At 67.3% G+C, this 17,713-nt stretch carries 17 protein-coding genes; 6 read left to right on the forward strand and 11 right to left on the reverse strand.

What is annotated here, in order from left to right; all coding sequences use genetic code 11:
- Nucleotides 1-13 precede the first annotated feature (13 nt).
- A complete protein-coding gene (locus tag FLL57_RS10420; protein WP_013502145.1) occupies nucleotides 14-616 on the forward strand; it encodes a hypothetical protein in 603 nt (200 codons plus the stop codon).
- Nucleotides 613-1,242 carry a hypothetical protein gene (locus FLL57_RS10425; RefSeq protein ID WP_142882849.1) on the forward strand — a complete coding sequence of 210 codons (630 nt, stop codon included), beginning with the start codon at nucleotides 613-615 and terminating at the stop codon, nucleotides 1,240-1,242. Before FLL57_RS10420 ends, FLL57_RS10425 begins: the two co-directional genes overlap by 4 nt.
- Here FLL57_RS10425 and FLL57_RS10430 read toward each other — a convergent pair.
- From FLL57_RS10430 to FLL57_RS23540, 4 genes are all read right to left on the reverse strand, one after another.
- Complete coding sequence (locus FLL57_RS10430) at nucleotides 1,237-2,007, reverse strand: ABC transporter ATP-binding protein (protein ID WP_142882850.1); 771 nt, start codon at nucleotides 2,005-2,007, stop codon at nucleotides 1,237-1,239. The two genes, FLL57_RS10425 and FLL57_RS10430, sit on opposite strands and share 6 nt — an antisense overlap.
- Nucleotides 2,004-3,095, reverse strand: a complete 1,092-nt coding sequence (locus tag FLL57_RS10435; RefSeq protein WP_142882851.1) for a FecCD family ABC transporter permease — start codon at nucleotides 3,093-3,095, stop codon at nucleotides 2,004-2,006. Before FLL57_RS10435 ends, FLL57_RS10430 begins: the two co-directional genes overlap by 4 nt.
- On the reverse strand, nucleotides 3,092-4,141 hold the full coding sequence (locus tag FLL57_RS10440; protein ID WP_235677251.1) for an ABC transporter substrate-binding protein: 1,050 nt from the start codon (nucleotides 4,139-4,141) through the stop codon (nucleotides 3,092-3,094). The genes FLL57_RS10435 and FLL57_RS10440 overlap by 4 nt, the downstream gene beginning before the upstream one ends.
- A 386-nt stretch (nucleotides 4,142-4,527) precedes the next feature.
- Entirely contained in the window at nucleotides 4,528-4,863 is a 336-nt protein-coding gene (locus FLL57_RS23540) for a hypothetical protein (RefSeq protein WP_235677252.1), read from the reverse strand.
- On the opposite strand from FLL57_RS23540, the gene FLL57_RS10445 reads away from it, so the two are divergent.
- From FLL57_RS10445 to FLL57_RS10460, 4 genes are all read left to right on the forward strand, one after another.
- A complete protein-coding gene (locus FLL57_RS10445; RefSeq protein ID WP_235677253.1) occupies nucleotides 4,853-6,862 on the forward strand; it encodes a TonB-dependent receptor in 2,010 nt (669 codons plus the stop codon). The two genes, FLL57_RS23540 and FLL57_RS10445, sit on opposite strands and share 11 nt — an antisense overlap.
- Nucleotides 6,863-6,945: 83 nt before the next feature.
- Entirely contained in the window at nucleotides 6,946-7,737 is a 792-nt protein-coding gene (locus FLL57_RS10450) for an AAA family ATPase (protein ID WP_142882854.1), read from the forward strand.
- Nucleotides 7,734-9,059 (forward strand): nitrogenase component 1, encoded by a 1,326-nt coding sequence (locus FLL57_RS10455; protein WP_142882855.1) that lies wholly within the window; start codon nucleotides 7,734-7,736, stop codon nucleotides 9,057-9,059. Before FLL57_RS10450 ends, FLL57_RS10455 begins: the two co-directional genes overlap by 4 nt.
- Nucleotides 9,060-9,068: 9 nt before the next feature.
- Nucleotides 9,069-10,283: a nitrogenase component 1 gene (locus FLL57_RS10460; protein ID WP_142882856.1), complete on the forward strand. Its 1,215-nt coding sequence runs from the start codon at nucleotides 9,069-9,071 to the stop codon at nucleotides 10,281-10,283.
- A gap of 192 nt (nucleotides 10,284-10,475) precedes the next feature.
- Here FLL57_RS10460 and FLL57_RS10470 read toward each other — a convergent pair whose 3' ends face one another.
- The 7 genes from FLL57_RS10470 to FLL57_RS10500 all read right to left on the reverse strand — a co-directional run bounded on the left by FLL57_RS10470 (nucleotide 10,476) and on the right by FLL57_RS10500 (nucleotide 17,542).
- On the reverse strand, nucleotides 10,476-10,901 hold the full coding sequence (locus tag FLL57_RS10470) for a Na+/H+ antiporter subunit G (protein ID WP_142882857.1): 426 nt from the start codon (nucleotides 10,899-10,901) through the stop codon (nucleotides 10,476-10,478).
- Nucleotides 10,902-10,907: 6 nt separating this feature from the next.
- Nucleotides 10,908-11,177: a K+/H+ antiporter subunit F gene (locus FLL57_RS10475; RefSeq protein ID WP_013502135.1), complete on the reverse strand. Its 270-nt coding sequence runs from the start codon at nucleotides 11,175-11,177 to the stop codon at nucleotides 10,908-10,910.
- Nucleotides 11,174-11,662 (reverse strand): Na+/H+ antiporter subunit E, encoded by a 489-nt coding sequence (locus tag FLL57_RS10480; protein ID WP_013502134.1) that lies wholly within the window; start codon nucleotides 11,660-11,662, stop codon nucleotides 11,174-11,176. The genes FLL57_RS10475 and FLL57_RS10480 overlap by 4 nt, the downstream gene beginning before the upstream one ends.
- Nucleotides 11,659-13,200 carry a monovalent cation/H+ antiporter subunit D gene (locus FLL57_RS10485; protein WP_142882858.1) on the reverse strand — a complete coding sequence of 514 codons (1,542 nt, stop codon included), beginning with the start codon at nucleotides 13,198-13,200 and terminating at the stop codon, nucleotides 11,659-11,661. The genes FLL57_RS10480 and FLL57_RS10485 overlap by 4 nt, the downstream gene beginning before the upstream one ends.
- Nucleotides 13,197-13,565 carry a Na(+)/H(+) antiporter subunit C gene (locus FLL57_RS10490; protein WP_013502132.1) on the reverse strand — a complete coding sequence of 123 codons (369 nt, stop codon included), beginning with the start codon at nucleotides 13,563-13,565 and terminating at the stop codon, nucleotides 13,197-13,199. The genes FLL57_RS10485 and FLL57_RS10490 overlap by 4 nt, the downstream gene beginning before the upstream one ends.
- A gap of 1 nt (nucleotide 13,566) precedes the next feature.
- Nucleotides 13,567-16,443 (reverse strand): monovalent cation/H+ antiporter subunit A, encoded by a 2,877-nt coding sequence (locus FLL57_RS10495; RefSeq protein ID WP_142882859.1) that lies wholly within the window; start codon nucleotides 16,441-16,443, stop codon nucleotides 13,567-13,569.
- Nucleotides 16,444-16,702: 259 nt separating this feature from the next.
- Nucleotides 16,703-17,542, reverse strand: a complete 840-nt coding sequence (locus FLL57_RS10500) for a universal stress protein (RefSeq protein WP_013502130.1) — start codon at nucleotides 17,540-17,542, stop codon at nucleotides 16,703-16,705.
- Between the last annotated feature and the right edge of the window lie 171 nt (nucleotides 17,543-17,713).

Consider the following 17,713-nt stretch of genomic DNA (forward strand, 5'->3'; position numbering starts at 1 on the left):
GAACGGCACGACCATGAAGACCATCATTCGCCCGTTCTGCGGCCACAGGACATCGTCGGCAGCCTGGGCCGAACGGCTCACCGGTCTCGACTGCAGCATTCGCGATGTCGATCTCTATACGCTCGATGCCGCGCTGCTCGGCAGCGCCGACGCGCTGCTGATCGGCATGCACATGGACCAGCGCTTCCTGCAAGCGAACACCGCACTGCTCGACGACTACGTCGCTGCCGGCGGCCGTGTAGTGATCAGCGGGCACATCGCCCACCCGTTCCTCACCGGCCTTTCCCCGGTGCAGCCGCTCGGCGGCGGCATCGCCGACCTCACCGTGTCGCGCGCCGCCCCGCATCCGATCTGGGACGGCGTCGCGCTCGACGACCTCACCTTCCGCCGTGGCGTCGCCGGTTTCTATGGACACGCCTGGCACAGCCCGCCGGAGGGCGCGACGGTGATCCACACCCTCGGGCCGGACGCACGTCCGCTCGATTTCATTTATCGCGTCGGCCGCGGCGAGGTGCTGATGCACGGCGGCAACGACCTGTGGAGCTTCGGCGGCGACGACTCGACGCGGCGCCTGCTGCCGCAACTGATCGCCTGGCTGGTGGAGGCACGCCCATGACCGTAGCTGTTCTCGACGGCGGCACCTATTATCATCACGAGACGATCTTCGGCGACCGCTTCCGCGACCGTTTCGATCGGGTGATCTATACCCCGGCGCTGACCGCGGACGATCTCGCCGAACCGACGCTGCTGATCGTGCCCGATCGCAGCAATCCCGAACTGATGCGACAGCATCGGCCTCTGCTGAACGAGTTTCTCGCCCGCGGCCGGACCCTGGTGGTGCTCGGCGAAAGCGACGCCGAGACCTGGGCCCCCGGCGTGCGCGCCGCACCGCGCCCGACAAATTTCTGGTGGTGGCTCGACCCCGCGCAGAAGCCGCCGCACCAGTTCGTCGCGCCCGATCACGAGATGTTCGGCCACGTCGCCCCGGCCTCGACGATCTGGCACATCCACGGCGTGCTGTTTCCGCCGGAGGGCGCGCAGCCGCTGGTCACCGTTCCGGAGGATCGCGACGGCCGCGATCCCGGCGGCGCGCTCCTGTACGACGACCGCATCTCGACGCCGGGCCGGCTGATCGTCTCGACGCTCGATCCGTTCTATCATCACGGCAGCCGGTTCATGCCGGCGACGACGCGCTTCCTCGACGGCTTCCTGCGCTGGGCGCAAGCCGCCGCGCGATCATGATGGCACAGCGCCCGGTGCGTCGGTCACCAGCCGATGCACCGGCACGGTCGCTTCGATCCGCTCGCCGTCCGCCACGATCGTGACACGGCGCACCGTCACGCCGTAGAGGCGCGCCAGATTGGCTTCGTCGAGCGTCGTCGTAGCGGGGCCGAACACCGGCTCGCCCGCCATCATCAGCACCTTGTCGGCCACCGCCAGCGCGTGGTCGGGATGATGGGTGGTGAACACCACGGTCATGCCGTCGTCGCGCACCAGCCGGCGGATCAGCCGCAGCACCACGCCCTGGTTGGCGAGATCGAGTGCCGAGGCCGGCTCGTCGAGCAGCAGCACCCGGCAGTCGCAGGCCAGCGCGCGGGCGAACAGCACGAGCTGGCGCTGGCCGCCGCTCAGCCGGTCGTAACGCCGTTCGGCGAGCTCGGCGATGCCGACCGCGTCGAGACAGGCTTCGGCGCGGGCGAGATCGCGGCGGCCCGGCGCACCGAACCGGCCGAGATAGCGGCTGCGGCCGAGCAGCACCATATCGATCACCCGGTAGCCGACGTCGCCGCGCAGCGCCTGCGGCACCACGCCGACGACGCCGTCGACGCTGATCCGGCCCTGCTTCAACGCCAGCGTATTCGCGAGCGCGCGCAGCAACGTCGTCTTGCCGCAGCCGTTCGGCCCGAGTATCGCGGTCGCCTCGCCCTCCGCCACCGCGAACGACAGATCGCGAAACAGCCATTGCTCCGGCCGGAACCAATGCCCGGCCTGCTCGACGCGGATCATGCCGCCTGCCCTCTCGCATGCCGGCGCAGCAACCAGGCGAACACCGGCGTGCCGACGATCGCGGTGACGATGCCGACCGGAATCTCCGCCGCCGACAGATCGCGCGCCAGCGTGTCGGCCGACATCAGGAACGCCGCGCCGGCGACCGCCGACACCGGCAACAGCCGCCGATGATCGGCGCCGACCACCATCCGCACCAGATTGGGAATCACCAGGCCGACCCAGCCGATCGTGCCGGACACCGCGACCTGCGCCGAGATCGCCAGGCAGGTCGCGGCGAGCAGGATGACGCGGTCGCGGCCGGGCTCGACGCCGAGCGCACGCGCTTCTTCGTCGCCGAGCGACAGAACGTTGACGCGCCAGCGCATCGCCAGCATCACGCCGCCACCGGCGATGGTACACGCCGCCAGCAGCGCCAGGTTCGGCCAGCTCGCCGCCGCGAAACTGCCGAGCAGCCAGAACACGATGCCGGGCAGCTTCACTTCCGGATCGGCGATGAAGGTGACGAAGCCGACCAGCGCGCCGCAGAACGCGCCGACCACGACGCCGGCGAGCACCAGCGTCAGCACCGGCGAGACGCCGTCGCCGCGATGCACCAGCAGCACCGCGGCGAGCGCCAGCGCGGCACCGCAGAACGCGCCGAGATGCACCGGCAGTCCGAAGCCGAACAGCAGAATCGCCACGACGCCGCCGAGCGACGCCCCGGATGCGGCGCCGATGGTCTGCGGCCCGACCAGCGGATTGCGAAACATGCCCTGCAGCACCGCGCCGGACAGCGCCAGCCCCGCGCCGGCGATGCCGGCCATCAGCACCCGCGGCAGCCGCACCGTGGTCACCACGATCCGCTCGGTCGGCGTCCAGTTCGCGGCGGCCCAGCCGGGCGGCAGCCAGCCGGACGGGTCGAGCCCGACGAGGCTCAGACAATCGTGCAGCAGAATGCCGAACACATGCGCCGTCGGCACCTGATAGCGCCCGGCCGAGAGGCACAACATCGCCGTTGCGATCGGCAACAGGATCAACGCGCCGATCGCGATCGGAGCAGTGATCGATCGGGCGGGACCGACCGTGGCAGCGTCGAGCGTACTCATCGCGCCGCCGCAAATCGTGCGTAGCCGGCGGAGCCGCCGTTCTGCCGCGCATGCAGGATGTCGTCGATCTCGCTGTCGACCAGGGCGTGATCGTACAGGAACGAGTACCAGGCGCGCATCTCTGCGCGCAGATCGGTCGCGACCAGCGCCGGATGCAGCAGCGCCGCGAGCCAGGTCCAGGCCAGTGCCGACTCGTGGCTCGGGGGATCCCAGCGATAGCCGCCGAGCGGAATGCGATATACCCGCCGATCCCTCACCGCCGCGACGCCCTGCAGCCGCGGATCGCGATACAGATCGTCGGGCGTCGCCGTATCGAAGTTACCGAGCAGGATGACGTCCGGATTCCACACCAGCATCTGTTCGAGCGTGACGGTGCGGCTGCCGCCGATCTCGCCCGCCGCGTTGCGACCGCCTGCCGTGCGAATGACGAAGTCCGAATAGGTGTCGCGGCCGGCGGCGGCAAACGAGTCCGACGCCCGCGACAGATGCAGCACGCGCGGACGCTCGGCATCGGACAAGGCGCCGAGCGCGGCGGCGAGCGCGTCGCGCCGCTGCCGCTGCCGTTCGACGATCGCGGCCGCGCGCGGCGCCTGCCCGGCGAGCCGCCCCATCATCATGATCGCGCCTTCGACCTCGTCCTGGCCGCCGTAGCGCAGCCCCAGCACGGTCAGTCCGGCGCGGTCGAGCATCGTGATCGGCTCGTCGCCCGACGTCGCCCATTGCAGCACCGCGTCAGGATGCAGCGCCATGATCGCCTCGACATTCGGCACCACGCCGGCACCGCGGGTGATGCCGGTCGGGATCTTGTCGAACGACGGAAAGATGCGGCCGAGAATACCGGACTGCATCGCGCTCGCGGAGGCCGGGTTCATGCCCGCGACATGCGCAGCCGAGCGGTCGACCGCCATATAGGTCGAAGGCGCCGGCATCGGCAGGAATACGACCCGCTGCGCCGGCGTGGCGACCGCAACCGTGCGGCCACGCTGATCGGTGAGCTCGCCGGCATGCGCCGAGCCGAGCATCGCCACGGCGACGACGCCGATCACGACAGCAGCTAATGATCTCGTCCGACGCGACGATCGCAGCATCAATTCAGAGACCCTCGAAACACCGGCGATCCCGCGCCGGACACGATGTGTCTTCATAGGGCGACGATACGCAAACGCAAAACCAAAACACCGCCGCTGCGCCCGAAGACCGGGGCCGCAGAATAGAATCGCTCAACGAGTGAACGCATCAGGTTGCGGGCATTGCTAATCGCACCTGCTCGGAACGGATCAATCAGAACGGACCCGCGATTTGTAATGTGTCGAAGTTTGCATCCGCATGGTGGTAGCCCGCCCGCGCGCTAACGTGGGGATGGTGGTGAAGCGGACGGCGACTCGCTAATGACCCAACTCACTAATGTGAGCTGGGGGACATCGATTATGATTCAAAGGGCATTCACACTCGACTCCAGGAGACGCGCATTGCTCGCGTCGACGTGCGGCTTCAGCATCGCGCTGGCCTGCGCGATCACGGCAGGTTCGGGCGTCGACGCGCGCGCGCAGACCGCGGAGGCTGCCACGCAGCGCACGCGCCACGTCTTGCCGGAAGTGCGAGTGGAGTCCGCGAACTCATCGAGACCACGGCGCCAGGACGGATCCGGTGCGGGACGCGCGACGCGGCGGACGGCGACGCCAGCGCGAACCCAGACGCAGACGCAGCAGGCGACGGTCGCCACCTCCGGCACGACGAACGACAATTCGCTCAGGCCGATGGGCGGCAAGCTGCCGCAGGCTGGTATCCCGCATCCGGCGCAGCAGAGCATCACCGTGGTCGACCGCGCGCAGATCGAGCAGACCAGCCCGACCAGCCTGCTCGACATTCTGCAGAACGTCCCCGGCGTGTCGATCGCGCGTGCCGGCGGCATCGGCGGTCAGATTTATCTGCGCGGGTTCTCGTCGAACAATTGGCGCTCGCCGATGTATATCGACGGCGACCGCTTCCGCGGCCGCAACACGCTGCAGCTCAATTATTTCGCGCCGGAGGAAATCGAGCGCGTTGAAGTGATCCGCGGACCCGGCTCCGTGGTGTACGGCTCTGAAGCGATGACCGGCCTCGTCAACGTCGTCACCCGGCGGCCTCAGGTCGATCCGTTCGGACCGTGGCGGATCGCACATGGCGGGTTCTCGGCGGGCTACAGTTCGGTCGACAACGGATTCAGCACCTATGAATGGGCGCAGGCGGCCGGACTCGGCTTCGACGTGCTCGGCGGCATCAGCTATCGCAAGGGCGGCAACTATCAAACGCCGAGCGGCGCCGCGCTGAACAGCGACTACGAGAGCATCGGCGGCAATCTGCGGCTCGGCTGGTCGCCGACCTACAACCAGCGCTTCGAGTTGACGCTGCGTGATTATTGGGAAGAAGACGGCCGCGCCGGCGGCGTCGGCGGCGCCCCGGGCGCGCCGTACACACAAGTGCGGCAGCAGCCGAACCAGGTTCACATGGCCAAGCTGTCCTATTCCGGCGACTTCACCGATCAGTTGGTCCAGCACGTCGAAGGCTCGTTCTACGCCAATTACTTCGACACCAAGCTCTCCACCGTCAATACCGCCACGGCCGGGGTCGTCACCCGTTCGGTGAGCAACGTCGGCGGCCCGCTGGTGATCGGCGGCCGCGCCCAGGGTGTGATCCCATGGGAGCCGGCGCCGTGGGGCCTGGTGAAGACGACGTTCGGCATCGACGGTTTCCAGGAATGGCGGCCCGGCAGCACCTCGTGGTCGGTGCGGCAGACTGCGACGACATCGACGATCTCGCCGGAAACCAAGACGGCTCCGGACAACACCCAGGCCAATGTCGGCGCTTTCGTGCTGAACGAGTGGACCCCGCTCAAGCTATTGACGCTGTCGGCCGGCGGACGGTTCGACTGGTTCAATACGACATCCGAACTGTCGCCGGTCAGTTCGACGAAGGCGCTTGAGGTGCTTCGCCGCAACGCCGACGTCAGCACCACTGCGCCGACCGGCAGCTTCGGCGCCACCGTTCACGTGACACCGATCCTCGACCTGCTCGCCTCGGTCGGCACCTCCTATCGCTATCCGACCAATTCCGAGTTGTTCACCTTCTCGGCCACCACAATTCCGAATCCGGAGCTGAAGCCGGAGACCGGCCTCACCTACGAGGGCGGCTTCCAGCTCAACTTCCCGACCGCCACCGTCAAGGTGACGGCATTCGACAGCCACTACGCGAACTTCCTGCAGACGGTGTTCGTCAACTACAACGGCTCGTCGATGACGCAGCGGCAGAACGTCGGCCATGCCACGGTCAACGGCGTCGAGGCCGAGTGGCGCTGGCAGGCGACGCAGTCGTTCAACCTGTACGGCAACGCCGCCTGGCTGCAGGCCACCAACACCGATACCGACACACCGCTGCCGTTCATCGCGCCGTGGAAGGGACGTGTCGGCGTGCAGTACGCGCCGCTCGGCTCCGGCTATTCGCTGGGCGCGGCGGTCGACTGGGCGGGCGCGAAGACCCGCATCAGTTCCACCGAGGAGTATCCGACCGGCGGTTACGCGGTTCCGAGCATCTACGCGTCGTTCGATCTCGGCATTCTGATCTCGCCGCGCCTCGGCGACACCAAGGTGCATCTCAGCCTGCAGAACATCTTCGACACGTCCTACGTCAGCGCAGCGACCTACGTGAACAGGTCGTATCCGCAGTCGATGTACAACCCGCTGCTGGAGCCCGGCCGCAACTTCACCGCCCGGCTCGTCCACACCTTCTGATGACGCGGTTTGGCGCCGCTCCTCTCGCCGCGGCGGCGTTCGCCGACGAGCCAAGAGCGGCGCCGGATTCGTGGAGAATGTCCATGAAGAAGATTGCCATTTACGGCAAAGGCGGTATCGGCAAGTCGACCACCGTCTCCAACCTGTCGGCCGCGCTGGCGCGGCGCGGGCTTAAAGTGATGCAGATCGGCTGCGATCCGAAGGCCGATTCCACCAAGGGACTCACGGGCGGCCAGCCGATCACCTCGGTGCTCGACGTGCTGAAGGTCAAGAAGACCAGATCTACGCTCGACGACCTGGTGGTCGAGGGCGATCTCGGCGTGCTGTGCGTCGAGGCCGGCGGGCCGACACCGGGCATCGGCTGCGCCGGCCGCGGCATCATTTCGGCGTTCGACCGGCTGGAGGAGCTCGACGCTTGGGGCAGACTGCGTCCAGACGTGGTACTGTTCGACGTGCTCGGCGACGTGGTGTGCGGCGGCTTCGCGATGCCGATGCGCAAGGGCTATGCCGACGAAGTGGCGATCGTCAGCTCCGGCGAGATGATGGCGCTGTACGCCGCCCACAACATCGCCAACGCACTCGCCAATTTCGCCACCCGCGGCTATGCGCGGCTCGCCGGCGTGATCCAGAACTCGCGCAACATCGCCGACGAGGACGAGCTGGTGCGGCGCGCCGCCGCCGAAATCAACACCCGTGTGCTCGGCATCATCCCGCGCTGCGACCTCGTGCAGCAGGCCGAGGATCAGGGCCGCACCGTGGTGGCGTGTTTTCCGGATTCGCAGCAGGCCGCCGTCTATCACGAATTGACGCGCCTGCTGGTGCCCGACATCACCGCCCCGGCGTCCGGGCGCCCTCATCTGGCGGCGCTGTCATGAGCCGGGACTCCAGCGTCGCGCCGCAGGGTCGCATCCGTGTCGGCGATCTCGGCGCGGATCCGGGGCTTCTGTTCGATGAAGGCGCCGCCTGCCTGCATTATTGCGCACCGACCCACGGTGGCTGGGGCGTGCTCCGCACCGCGCTGCTTGTGCCTGAGATGTACGTGCTGTTCGTCTGCCCGGCGGCGTGCGGTCGGCACGGCGCCATCGCGGCGTTCGAGCAGGGACTGAAACCCCGCGTCGGCTATCTGTGCATCGAGGAGGACGAGATCGTCCTCGGCAGCTACGAGGACGAGATCCGGACCACCGTGCCGCTGCTGCTGCAACGCCTGGCGCCGCGGCCGAAGGCGTTCATGATCATCGTTTCCTGTATCGACGATCTGCTCGGCACCGACTACACGACGATGATCGCCGAGTTCGAAGCCGCGCACGGCATCCCGTTCCGGGTCGGGCGGATGAACCCGATCACACTCGGCTCCGGGCTGCCGCCGCAACGCCGGATCCAGCGCGACATGTACGACTTCCTCGCGCCGCCACCGTTCAAGGACGACAGCGTCGGCCTGATCGGACCGTTCAGCCCGCTGGCGCAGGACAGCGAACTGCGCGACATGCTGGCGCGGTCCGGGTACGGGCCGGTCCGCCACATCGCCGACTGCTCGACCTTCGCGGACTTTCAGAAACTGGCAGCGGCGCGGCTCAATCTGGTGACGCGCCCCGAGGGCATCGCGGCCGCCGAGACGCTCGCAGCCAAGTTCGGCACGCCGTTCGTGATCGCACCGGTCGGATTCTGCGACGAGACGATCGCGGCGCGCTATCAGGCGATCGCCGAGGCGCTCGGAACGTCGCTCGATCCCGAGCCTGCCCGTGGAGCCATAGAGCTGGCGGTCGAACGAGCCCGGCGCGCTGTCGGCGGCCGCAGCATCGCGGTCGACGGCTCGGCGACCTGCAGCCCATTCGACCTCGCCCGCGCGCTGGTCGAGCGCGGCTTCAACGTCGCCCAACTGGTGGCGCATCAGCTTCCCGCGCACGAGCGCCCTGCTCTCGATTGGCTGGCCCGGCATGTCCCCGAGCTCGTCGTCACCTCGCCGATCCATCCGGTGCGGAGCTGGTCGCGGCCCGAGCAGCCGACCGCCGATATCGCGATCGGCTTTTCCGCCGGCTATCTCACTGGCGCGCCGGTGACGGTGCCGATCAGCTTCGATGAGGGGCTGTACGGTTATCACGGCCTGGCAACAGTGCTGGACGCGCTGGCGACGGCGGCGAGCGCTCAGCGCCCCGACACGCTCGAGGACATGGTGCGCGCCTACGGCCTGGTGGTGTGAGGACGACGCATGAGCTACCTGCTGACCAGACTGCCGCCGTTCGCGGCGGATTATTCCGGAGTCGCCTCGGCGCTGCACGATCTCGGCGGCCTGGTGGTGATCCACGATGCCTCGGGCTGCACCGGCAGCTACACCGGTTATGACGAGCCGCGCTGGTTTTCCAGCGACTCCAGCGTATTGAGCTCCGGTCTGCGCGAGTTCGACGCCATCATGGGCAACGATCAGAAGCTGCTCGATAATATCATCCGGGCGACGCGGGATCGCGACTACAGCTTCGTCGCCGTGGTGGCGAGTCCGGTTCCGATGCTGGTCGGCTTCGACGTCGACGGATTCGCGACGCTGGTCGAACACGAGACCGGCCTGCCGGCGTTCGGCTTCGCCACCACCGGCTTCGACCTTTACGACAAGGGGCTGGCGGCCGCGTTTCGAGCGGTTGCGGAGCGCTTCGTCGCCGAACCGGAGGCGCCGCCGCAGGGCGCCAACATCCTCGGCGCCTCGCCGCTCGACGACATCGGGCCGGCTCAGCTCCTGCGACTTCACCGGGTACTCGACCGCGCCGGCTTGCCTCTGATTTCGGTGTGGGGACAGCAGTCCGGGCTGCAAGCGATCGCCGGCGCCGCCGGTGCCGCGGTCAATCTGGTGGTTGCCGCTGCCGCATTGCCGCTCGCCAGGTTGATGCAGCGGCGCTGGGGCATCCCGTTCGTGACCGGTCTTCCGCTCGATTCCCGCGACGAAATCGCGCTCGCGGCCGCGCTGGCGACGGCGTCGGGCAATCCAACGCCAACCGACGACGCAGAATGCTGCGACGGCCACGCGCCGTCCGGCGATATCGTGGTCCTGGTCGGGGAACAGGTCGCAATGAACGCAGTGCGATGCGCGCTGCATCGCCGTCATCCCGCGACGACCGTTCGAGTCGCGTCGTTCTTCGCATGGGACGAGAGTCTGGCCGAACCCGGGGAACGCCGCCTCGCCAACGAGGAGGATGCCGCCGGCTGGCTCGCCGATCAAAGCCCCTCACTGGTCGTCGGCGACCCGCTGCTGGCATCGCTTCTGCCCGAGACGGCCCGCACCAGCTTCATTGCCGCCCCGCACCGTGCCGTCTCGGCCCGGCTCGACTGCCGGCCGGTCGGTCGGTCGCACCAGCCGGAGCAAGAGACGGCCGATTTCCTGGAAGAGATTCTGTGCCGCGTCCCCGCGACGCTCGCCGCAATCTCCGTCCCCTAGAGCAGTTCTGCTTTTTATGGAATTAGAGCTGATCCGCACCGCCTGCCACACGCACAACCTCATGGTGAGGAGGCGCGTAGCGCCGTCTCGAACCATGTGACGCAGGGAATGCGTTGCCCCATCCTTCGAGACGCCCGGCTTCGCCGGGCTCCTCTGGATGAGGACTCAGTGCCTTCGTACCCGCCGGGCGCCTCAACGTTCTCGGATAGCTCCGGCGTCGTCGGGGCGATGTTTTGCTTTCGCAGCGGTGGCGGGGCCGGCGGCGTGCGGCAGGTAGGTGGCCCATTCGCCGCCGTGCGCCGGGCGCGGCAAGCTTCTGTGCAGGGCCCTGCTCCGCAACATATAGGCCTTTGCAATCATGTTCGCAGCGATCGGCGCCGCCAGGAACAGGAACACTGAAATCATCAGTTCGTGCAACGACGGCGCGCCGCGCAGCAGCGCGAAATACAGCATCGAGGCGATCAGCAGCGATCCGATCCCGAGCGTGGTGGATTTCGTCGGCGCGTGCAGACGGCGCATCAGATCGGGCAGCTTCACGAGGCCGAATGACCCGACCACCAGGAAGAAAGCGCCGATCAGGATCAGCACGGAGACCAGAATTTCGCTCGCCCAGACCATCGCCGCCTACTCGATCACGTTGCCGCGCAACAAGTACTTGCAGAACGCGATGGTGGTCAAAAATCCGACCGCCACGAACAGCAGCGCCACTTCGAAGTACATGCTGGTGCCGAACCAGATCCCGATCACCACCACCAGACCGATGGTGTTGATCACCAGCGTATCGAGCGCCAGAATTCGATCGAGCACATCCGGCCCCTTCGCCAGGCGGTAGAGGTTCATCAGCGCCGAAACCGCAATGGCAGCAATCGCAACGAGGCAAGCCGTCTGGATCATCCGTAGATCTCCTGGAGTCGTCGTTCGTAGCGGCTTTTGATCTGGCTCACGGCCTCGTCCGGATCGGTGGTGTGCAGGCAGTGCACCAGGATGGCGCGGCCGTCGGCGGACAGGTCGGCACTGACCGTTCCAGGCGTCATCGTGATGGTGCCCGCCAGCAGCACGATCGCCTCACGCGACGTGATGTCGAGGGGAACCACCACGAATTGCGTCCGCAGGCTGTCGTTGGACCGGAGCAGCACCCAATACGCGACCTGGACGTTCGACACCACGATGTCCCACAGCACCACGGCCGCATAGCCGATCAGCTTGTGCGGCCGGCGCAGCGTGGGGCGGTTCGGCCAGTACGGGCTGGTGAGCAGCGGCACGACGATCCCGAGCAAAAGACCGAACACCACGCTGCCGACCGACACCGAGTTGATCAGCGCGACCCAGACCCCGGTGATCAGCAGCGACATCACCGGATGCGGCAGCAGCCTGGTCATGGCCTTCCCCTCCCCGATTCCGCGACTGCGGCGGGACTGACCGCTCCGACATAGGCCCCGACGTCGAGGGTTTGCCGCGCAGTCGCGTCGAGCTCGCGAGCGACCGGCCCGGCAAACACCGACAGCAGCACTGTCGCGGCGAGCAGCCCGACCACGACCGCTGCCGGCGCGGTGATCGAAGGCGCCGCCGCGGTGCGCGCCGGAGCCGTGCGCCTGAGTTCGGTCTTCCAAAACAGCGTGCTGCCGGCGCGCGCATAGCCGACGATCACCACAAGGCTGGTGGCGAGCAGCACGACCCAGCTCGCCGTGCCGAGCGGCCGGTTCCAGACCGCATCGAGGATCAGCAGCTTGCCGACGAAGCCCGACAGCGGCGGCATGCCGGTCATCGCGATCGCCGCGACGAAGAACAGCGCCGCGAGCAGCGGCAGCCGCGGCGACGCCGGCGCCGCGACCAGCCGATCGGCATGGCGGCCTCGTTCGGTCGCCACCAGATCGGCCACCAGAAACAGCACCGCGCCGCTCATCGTGCTGTGCAGCAGATAGTACAGGCCGGCCGACAGCCCGCCCTGGTCGAACAGCCCGATCGCCAGCAGCAGCGATCCCATCGACCACACGATCGAAAAGCCCACCAGCCCGAGCAGCGTCGTGCTCGCCAGCACGCCGATCGCCCCCAGCACCAGCGTCGCCAGCGCGGCCGGCATCACCCACGGCGCCGCGATATCGGCCGCAGCCCCGGCACCGGCGCCGAAAATCACGGTGTAGACCCGGACGATCGAATACGCTCCCACCTTGGTCATCATCATGAACAGCGCCGCAACCGGTCCCGCCGCCGCGGCGTAGGCCGACGGCAGCCACCATTGCAGCGGCACCAAAGCGGCCTTCAGCGCGAACACCAGCAACAGCAACAGGGCGCCGACCCGAAGCAGCGCTTCGTCGCCTGCGGCGACGTTGCCGACCTTGTTCGCAAGATCGGCCATGTTGAGCGTGCCGGTCACGGCATAGATCAGCCCGACCGCGAATAGAAACAACGTCGATCCGACCAGATTGATCGCAACGTAGTGGAAGCCGGCGCGCAGCCTCCGCTCGCCGCCGCCGTGCAGCAGCAAGCCGTAGGACGCGATCAGCATGATCTCGAAGAACACGAACAGGTTGAATACGTCGCCGGTCAGGAAGGCGCCGTTCAGGCCCATCAGTTGAAACTGGAACAGTGGATGGAAGTGGCGACCGCGCGCGTCCCATCCGGCCAGCGCGTAGATCACCACCGCCACCGCGAGCAGCGCGGTGAGCAGCAGCATCGTCGCCGACAGCCGATCCAGCACCAGCACGATGCCGAACGGCGCCGGCCAATTGCCGAGCCGGTAGCTCATCGGATCGCCGCCGGACGCCGCCACATACAGCCACACTGCGATGCCGAGCGACAGCACGGTCGCTCCGATCGACACGGCGCGCTGGCCGGCGAGATCGTGACGCATCACCAGGATCAGGAAGGCGGCGACCACGGCCGGCACCACGATCGGAGCGACGATGAGATCGATCATCGGTCGGCTCCCGGGTGGTGAAGGTCGCGGCGTTCATCGCCCGCCGGACTGTTCTCGACCCTTTCGGTGCCGGTCTCGAGGAAGCCCCGGAGCGCCAGCACCACCACCAGCGCGGTCATTCCGAACGAAATCACGATCGCGGTGAGTACCAGCGCCTGCGGCAGCGGATCGGTGTAGTCGGACGAGCCGCTTCCGATGATCGGTGCGCGATCGATCGCCAGCCTTCCCATCGCGAACAGGAACAGGTTGACCGCATAGGTCAGGAAAGTGGTGCCGATGATCACCGGGAAGCTGTGGCGGGACAGCACCAGATACAGCCCGACCATCGTCAGCACGCCGATTGCGCTCGCGACCAGCAGTTCCATGTCAGCTCTCCGCCGGTGCAGCGGCGGGCGGTGCCGGCCGCGGTGCGGCTTGCGGCGTCATCGGAATGTCCGACGGGCCGGCCGGCACCGGCCCTCGGTTGGCGCGATGCTCGACGCGGGAGATCTGCGACAGCGACAGGAACACGGTTCCGACCACGGTCAGAAACACCCCGACGTCGAACAGCAGCGCGGTGGCGAGCTCGACCTCGCCGATCAGCGGAATCGGCACATAGACGAAGTAGCTGGTCAGGAACGGCCGGCCGAACAGGAACGAGCCGATCCCGGTGGCGGCCGCGATCAGGACGCCTGCGCCGAGCAGGCGATGCCCGTCGATGTTGCGCTGCTCGGAGCTCCAGGTGTAGCCGCTCGCCATGAACTGCATGATGATCGCGGTGGCGACGACCAGGCCGGCGATGAAGCCGCCGCCGGGCTGGTTGTGGCCGCGCAGGAAGATGTAGATGCCGACCGTGATCGCCAGCGGCAACAGCAGCCGCGTCGCCACCACCAGCATCAGCGGGTGAGCGTCGGCGGATTCGAGCCGCTGTCGCATCCTGTCGAGCCGCCGCGCTGCGGCGCCTTCGAACGCGGTGCTGAGCAGCGCGAAGATCACCAGCGCAGCGATGCACAGCACGATGATCTCGCCGAACGTGTCGAAACCGCGGAAGTCGACCAGAATGACATTGACGACGTTGGTGCCGCCGCCGCCCGGCTTGGACTCGGCGAGATGGAAGGCGGAAATCGAGTCGACGTCGCGGGTCATCACCGCGAAGGCCAGCCCCGCCGCCGCCAGACCGCCGCAAGCGGCGATGGCGCCGTTGATCCATTTGCGGACGGTGGCGGTCTCGGGCGGGGTGACCTTCGGCAAAAGGTTGAGCGCCAGCAGCAGCAGAATGATGGTGACCACCTCGACCGAGATCTGGGTCAGCGCCAGATCCGGCGCCGAGAACAGCATGAAGGTGAGCGAAACGATCAGCCCGACCACGCTCGACAGGATCAAGGTCACCAGCCGATGGATGTGGAATGCCATGACGCCGAGGCTGGCGACGACCAGCAGCACCCAGCCGACCGCCGCGGGCAGATTGAGTGGCAGCATCGGCCGCGCGCCGGCCGCATGATTGCCGCCCGCGAACCCGATCGCGCCGACCACCAGCACGGTCAGCACGATCGCGGCGAGATAGCGCGGGAGGGATTCGCCGTGCAGTCGGCGAATGACCCAGCGCGCGGCGCGAGCGCTGGCGGCGACCGTGACGTCGAACATCGTCTTGGCGTCGGGCCGCGGCAGCAGGTTGCGCAGCCGCTCGAGCGACGCCAGCGCCCACAGCAGCCCCAGGCCGCCGCCCAGTGCGACCACGCTCATCAGCAGCGCCAGCGTCGGCCCGTGCCAGATCGCCAGCGGCTCGAACTGCAGCGGCGTGGAGCCGACGACCGCCTGTGCGGTCCGCTGGACCAATCCGCCGGCCACCAATTGCGGCCACAGTCCGATCACCAGCACAGGCACCACCAGCGCCGCGACCGGAAACCACATACCGACCGGCGGATCATGCGGCGTGCCCGAGGCATGGGCGTGCCGCCGGCCGAGATAGGTGGCGAACGCCAGCCGCGCGGAATACGCGGCCGACAGCAGCGCACCGACCGTCGCGGCGACCGGCACGATCCAGTCCTGTCCCATCGCCCCGGTGTGAAGCGCGGCCTCCAGCATCATCTCCTTCGACAGAAAGCCGTTGAGCAGCGGCACGCCGGCCATCGCCGCGGCGGCGATCAGCGCCAGCACCGAGGAGATCGGCATCAGGCGTAACAGCCCCCCGAGCCGGCGAATGTCGCGGATGCCGGTCTCGTGGTCGACGATGCCGACGCTCATGAACAAGGCGGCCTTGAAGGTGGCGTGGTTGAGGATGTGAAACACGCAGGCGATCACCGCGTATTCGGTGCCGAAACCGAGCAGCATCACCATCAGGCCGAGATGGCTCACCGTCGAATATGCCAGGATCGCCTTGAGATCGGTCTTGAACAGCGCGATCCAGGCGCCGACCAGCATCGTGACCAGGCCCGTGGTGGTGACGATCGCGAACCACCAGTCGGTGCCCGCGAGCACCGGCCACAGCCGCGCCAGCAGAAACACACCGGCCTTCACCATGGTGGCGGAATGCAGATAGGCCGATACCGGCGTCGGCGCCGCCATCGCGTGCGGCAGCCAGAAGTGAAACGGAAACTGCGCCGATTTGGTGAACGCGGCGCCCAGCAACAGCAGCAGGATCGGGAGATACAACGGCGATGCCCTGACAGCGTCGCCGCGCTGAAGAATCTCGGTCAATTGATACGAGCCGGCGGCCTTGCCGAGCAACAGCATGCCGGCCATCAGCAGCAACCCGCCGCCGCCCGTCACCACCAGCGCCATCCGCGCGCCCTGCCGCCCCTCCCCAGTGTGATACCAGTAGCCGATCAGCAGGAACGAACTCAGACTGGTCAGCTCCCAGAACACAGTGAGCAGCAGCACATTGTCGCTGATCACGATGCCGAGCATCGCGCCTTGAAACAGCAACAGATAGGCGAAGAACCGTCCGGGCGAGTCGTCACGGCCGAGATAGAACCCGGCATAGATCACGATCAACAATCCGATGATCAGGATCAGCGCGGCAAAGAACAGGCCGAGACCGTCGAGAAAGAATCGGAACGACAGTCCGAGCCCCGGCACCCAGTCGCCGCCGCTCCGGATCGTGGTTCCGTCGAACACGACAGGCGCGCTGGCAATCAACAGCGCCAGCGACGCCAGGCTGACAGCCAGGGTCACCGCAGTGCACAGGCTGCGCCCCGACCGCACGGCGAGCGGCGGCAGAATAGCGCCCAACAACGGAATGAGTGCGATCAGTGCAAGTTGCATCGGTGCCGGATCCTCGCGATGTCAGGCGTGAGCCCGGAGGCCGCCCGGCACCATCCCATCGATGCAGGATACAGCGTGGAGTGGAGACCCGGTCAACTGCGGAGAACCATGCGATCCCGGCGAAACAGCCGGACGCTTGAAGGCGTGCGTTCGAAAGCGGCGAGCGACATTATCGTCATCCGAACGCAACATCGGAACGCGGCATATCGGCGCGCCAACGCCCAGCGGCCAACTGGACTTCGCCCCCCACGCACATCGATCAATGATACAGAAACAGTGCACACGGTGGCGTTTCGACCAGCGCATCTGTGGTCGAACCAAACAACGCCTCGCGGAATCCTCGTCGGCCGTATGCCCCCATCACCAAGGTGCCGACTCGCCGGTCAGCGACTGTAAGCCTGATCGCCTCGGACGGATCGACGCTCGAAGTGATCGGACAGGCGTCCGATTCGTAGCCGTGGCTCCGCAGATACGAAGCCGCGGCCGCACAATTGCGGGCGGCCGCCTCCTCGCTCCGATCGACCGCAGCGACCACGATCCGCTGACCGGTGCCGAGACCGAGCAGCACGAACATCTGCAGCGCGCGCATCGCCGGGACGCTGCCGTCGTAGGCGACCAGGATGGCTTCTCCCTCCGGCAACCGGTCCGGACAAACGATCAGCGGCCGAGGCGAGCGCAGCAGGAGCTTGGCCAGAATCTCCGACAACGGCTCGGTCAGATCGCCGCCATAGCCGGTATCGTGCCCGGCAACCACCAGATCGCGGGTCTCGGTCGCAAGCTGGAAGGCTTCGATCGGATCGCCCTCGAACGAAAGCCATTCGAACGGGAGGGCGCGCTCGCGACATTCGCGCTCGAACTCCTCGTGCAACCGCTGTCGGGTCGCTTCAGCCTGACTTTTCAACTCCTGCTCGAGCTGCGCCTTGTAGGCGGAAGTGCCGATCCCGCCGAGCATCGGCGTCTCGATCGAGCGTAGATCGAGGCCGGCCAGACCCGCCAGATCCGTTCCGGTCCGCTGCGCCAGCCGGAAAGCGTAGTCCCGGGCCGACACTGAGGATTCGGTCTGACCAAGCAATATTAGTGTGCGCTTGAGCATCGACATGCGAATCTCCTTTGCCGGCTGACGGACCGGAGAGTGCCCCGCGGAACCCGACCGCACCACGCCGATCAGCGTGCGATCAGGCGGCATTGTGTCGCGCGAGTCCTCGCGGAAGGCAACTCCAGACGGAGCGGAACCGGAACCGGCGCCCCCTGCAGCGGTTGAAACCAGGTG

Source organism: Rhodopseudomonas palustris (assembly GCF_007005445.1).
In the GTDB taxonomy this organism is placed as follows: domain Bacteria; phylum Pseudomonadota; class Alphaproteobacteria; order Rhizobiales; family Xanthobacteraceae; genus Rhodopseudomonas; species Rhodopseudomonas palustris_G.

Bases quoted from the DNA above. Each gene is read 5' to 3' on its own strand.
- FLL57_RS10470 (WP_142882857.1), bottom strand. From the start codon at position 10,901: ATGGTCTGGGCGAGCGAAATTCTGGTCTCCGTGCTGATCCTGATCGGC.
- FLL57_RS10435 (WP_142882851.1), bottom strand. From the start codon at position 3,095: ATGAGTACGCTCGACGCTGCCACGGTCGGTCCCGCCCGATCGATCACT.
- FLL57_RS10485 (WP_142882858.1), bottom strand. From the start codon at position 13,200: ATGATCGATCTCATCGTCGCTCCGATCGTGGTGCCGGCCGTGGTCGCC.
- FLL57_RS10475 (WP_013502135.1), bottom strand. From the start codon at position 11,177: ATGATCCAGACGGCTTGCCTCGTTGCGATTGCTGCCATTGCGGTTTCG.
- FLL57_RS10495 (WP_142882859.1), bottom strand. From the start codon at position 16,443: ATGCAACTTGCACTGATCGCACTCATTCCGTTGTTGGGCGCTATTCTG.
- FLL57_RS10425 (WP_142882849.1), top strand. From the start codon at position 613: ATGACCGTAGCTGTTCTCGACGGCGGCACCTATTATCATCACGAGACG.
- FLL57_RS10455 (WP_142882855.1), top strand. From the start codon at position 7,734: ATGAGCCGGGACTCCAGCGTCGCGCCGCAGGGTCGCATCCGTGTCGGC.
- FLL57_RS10480 (WP_013502134.1), bottom strand. From the start codon at position 11,662: ATGACCAGGCTGCTGCCGCATCCGGTGATGTCGCTGCTGATCACCGGG.
- FLL57_RS10450 (WP_142882854.1), top strand. From the start codon at position 6,946: ATGAAGAAGATTGCCATTTACGGCAAAGGCGGTATCGGCAAGTCGACC.
- FLL57_RS10460 (WP_142882856.1), top strand. From the start codon at position 9,069: ATGAGCTACCTGCTGACCAGACTGCCGCCGTTCGCGGCGGATTATTCC.
- FLL57_RS10445 (WP_235677253.1), top strand. From the start codon at position 4,853: ATGGGCGGCAAGCTGCCGCAGGCTGGTATCCCGCATCCGGCGCAGCAG.
- FLL57_RS10420 (WP_013502145.1), top strand. From the start codon at position 14: ATGAAGACCATCATTCGCCCGTTCTGCGGCCACAGGACATCGTCGGCA.
- FLL57_RS10500 (WP_013502130.1), bottom strand. From the start codon at position 17,542: ATGTCGATGCTCAAGCGCACACTAATATTGCTTGGTCAGACCGAATCC.
- FLL57_RS10490 (WP_013502132.1), bottom strand. From the start codon at position 13,565: ATGGAACTGCTGGTCGCGAGCGCAATCGGCGTGCTGACGATGGTCGGG.
- FLL57_RS10430 (WP_142882850.1), bottom strand. From the start codon at position 2,007: ATGATCCGCGTCGAGCAGGCCGGGCATTGGTTCCGGCCGGAGCAATGG.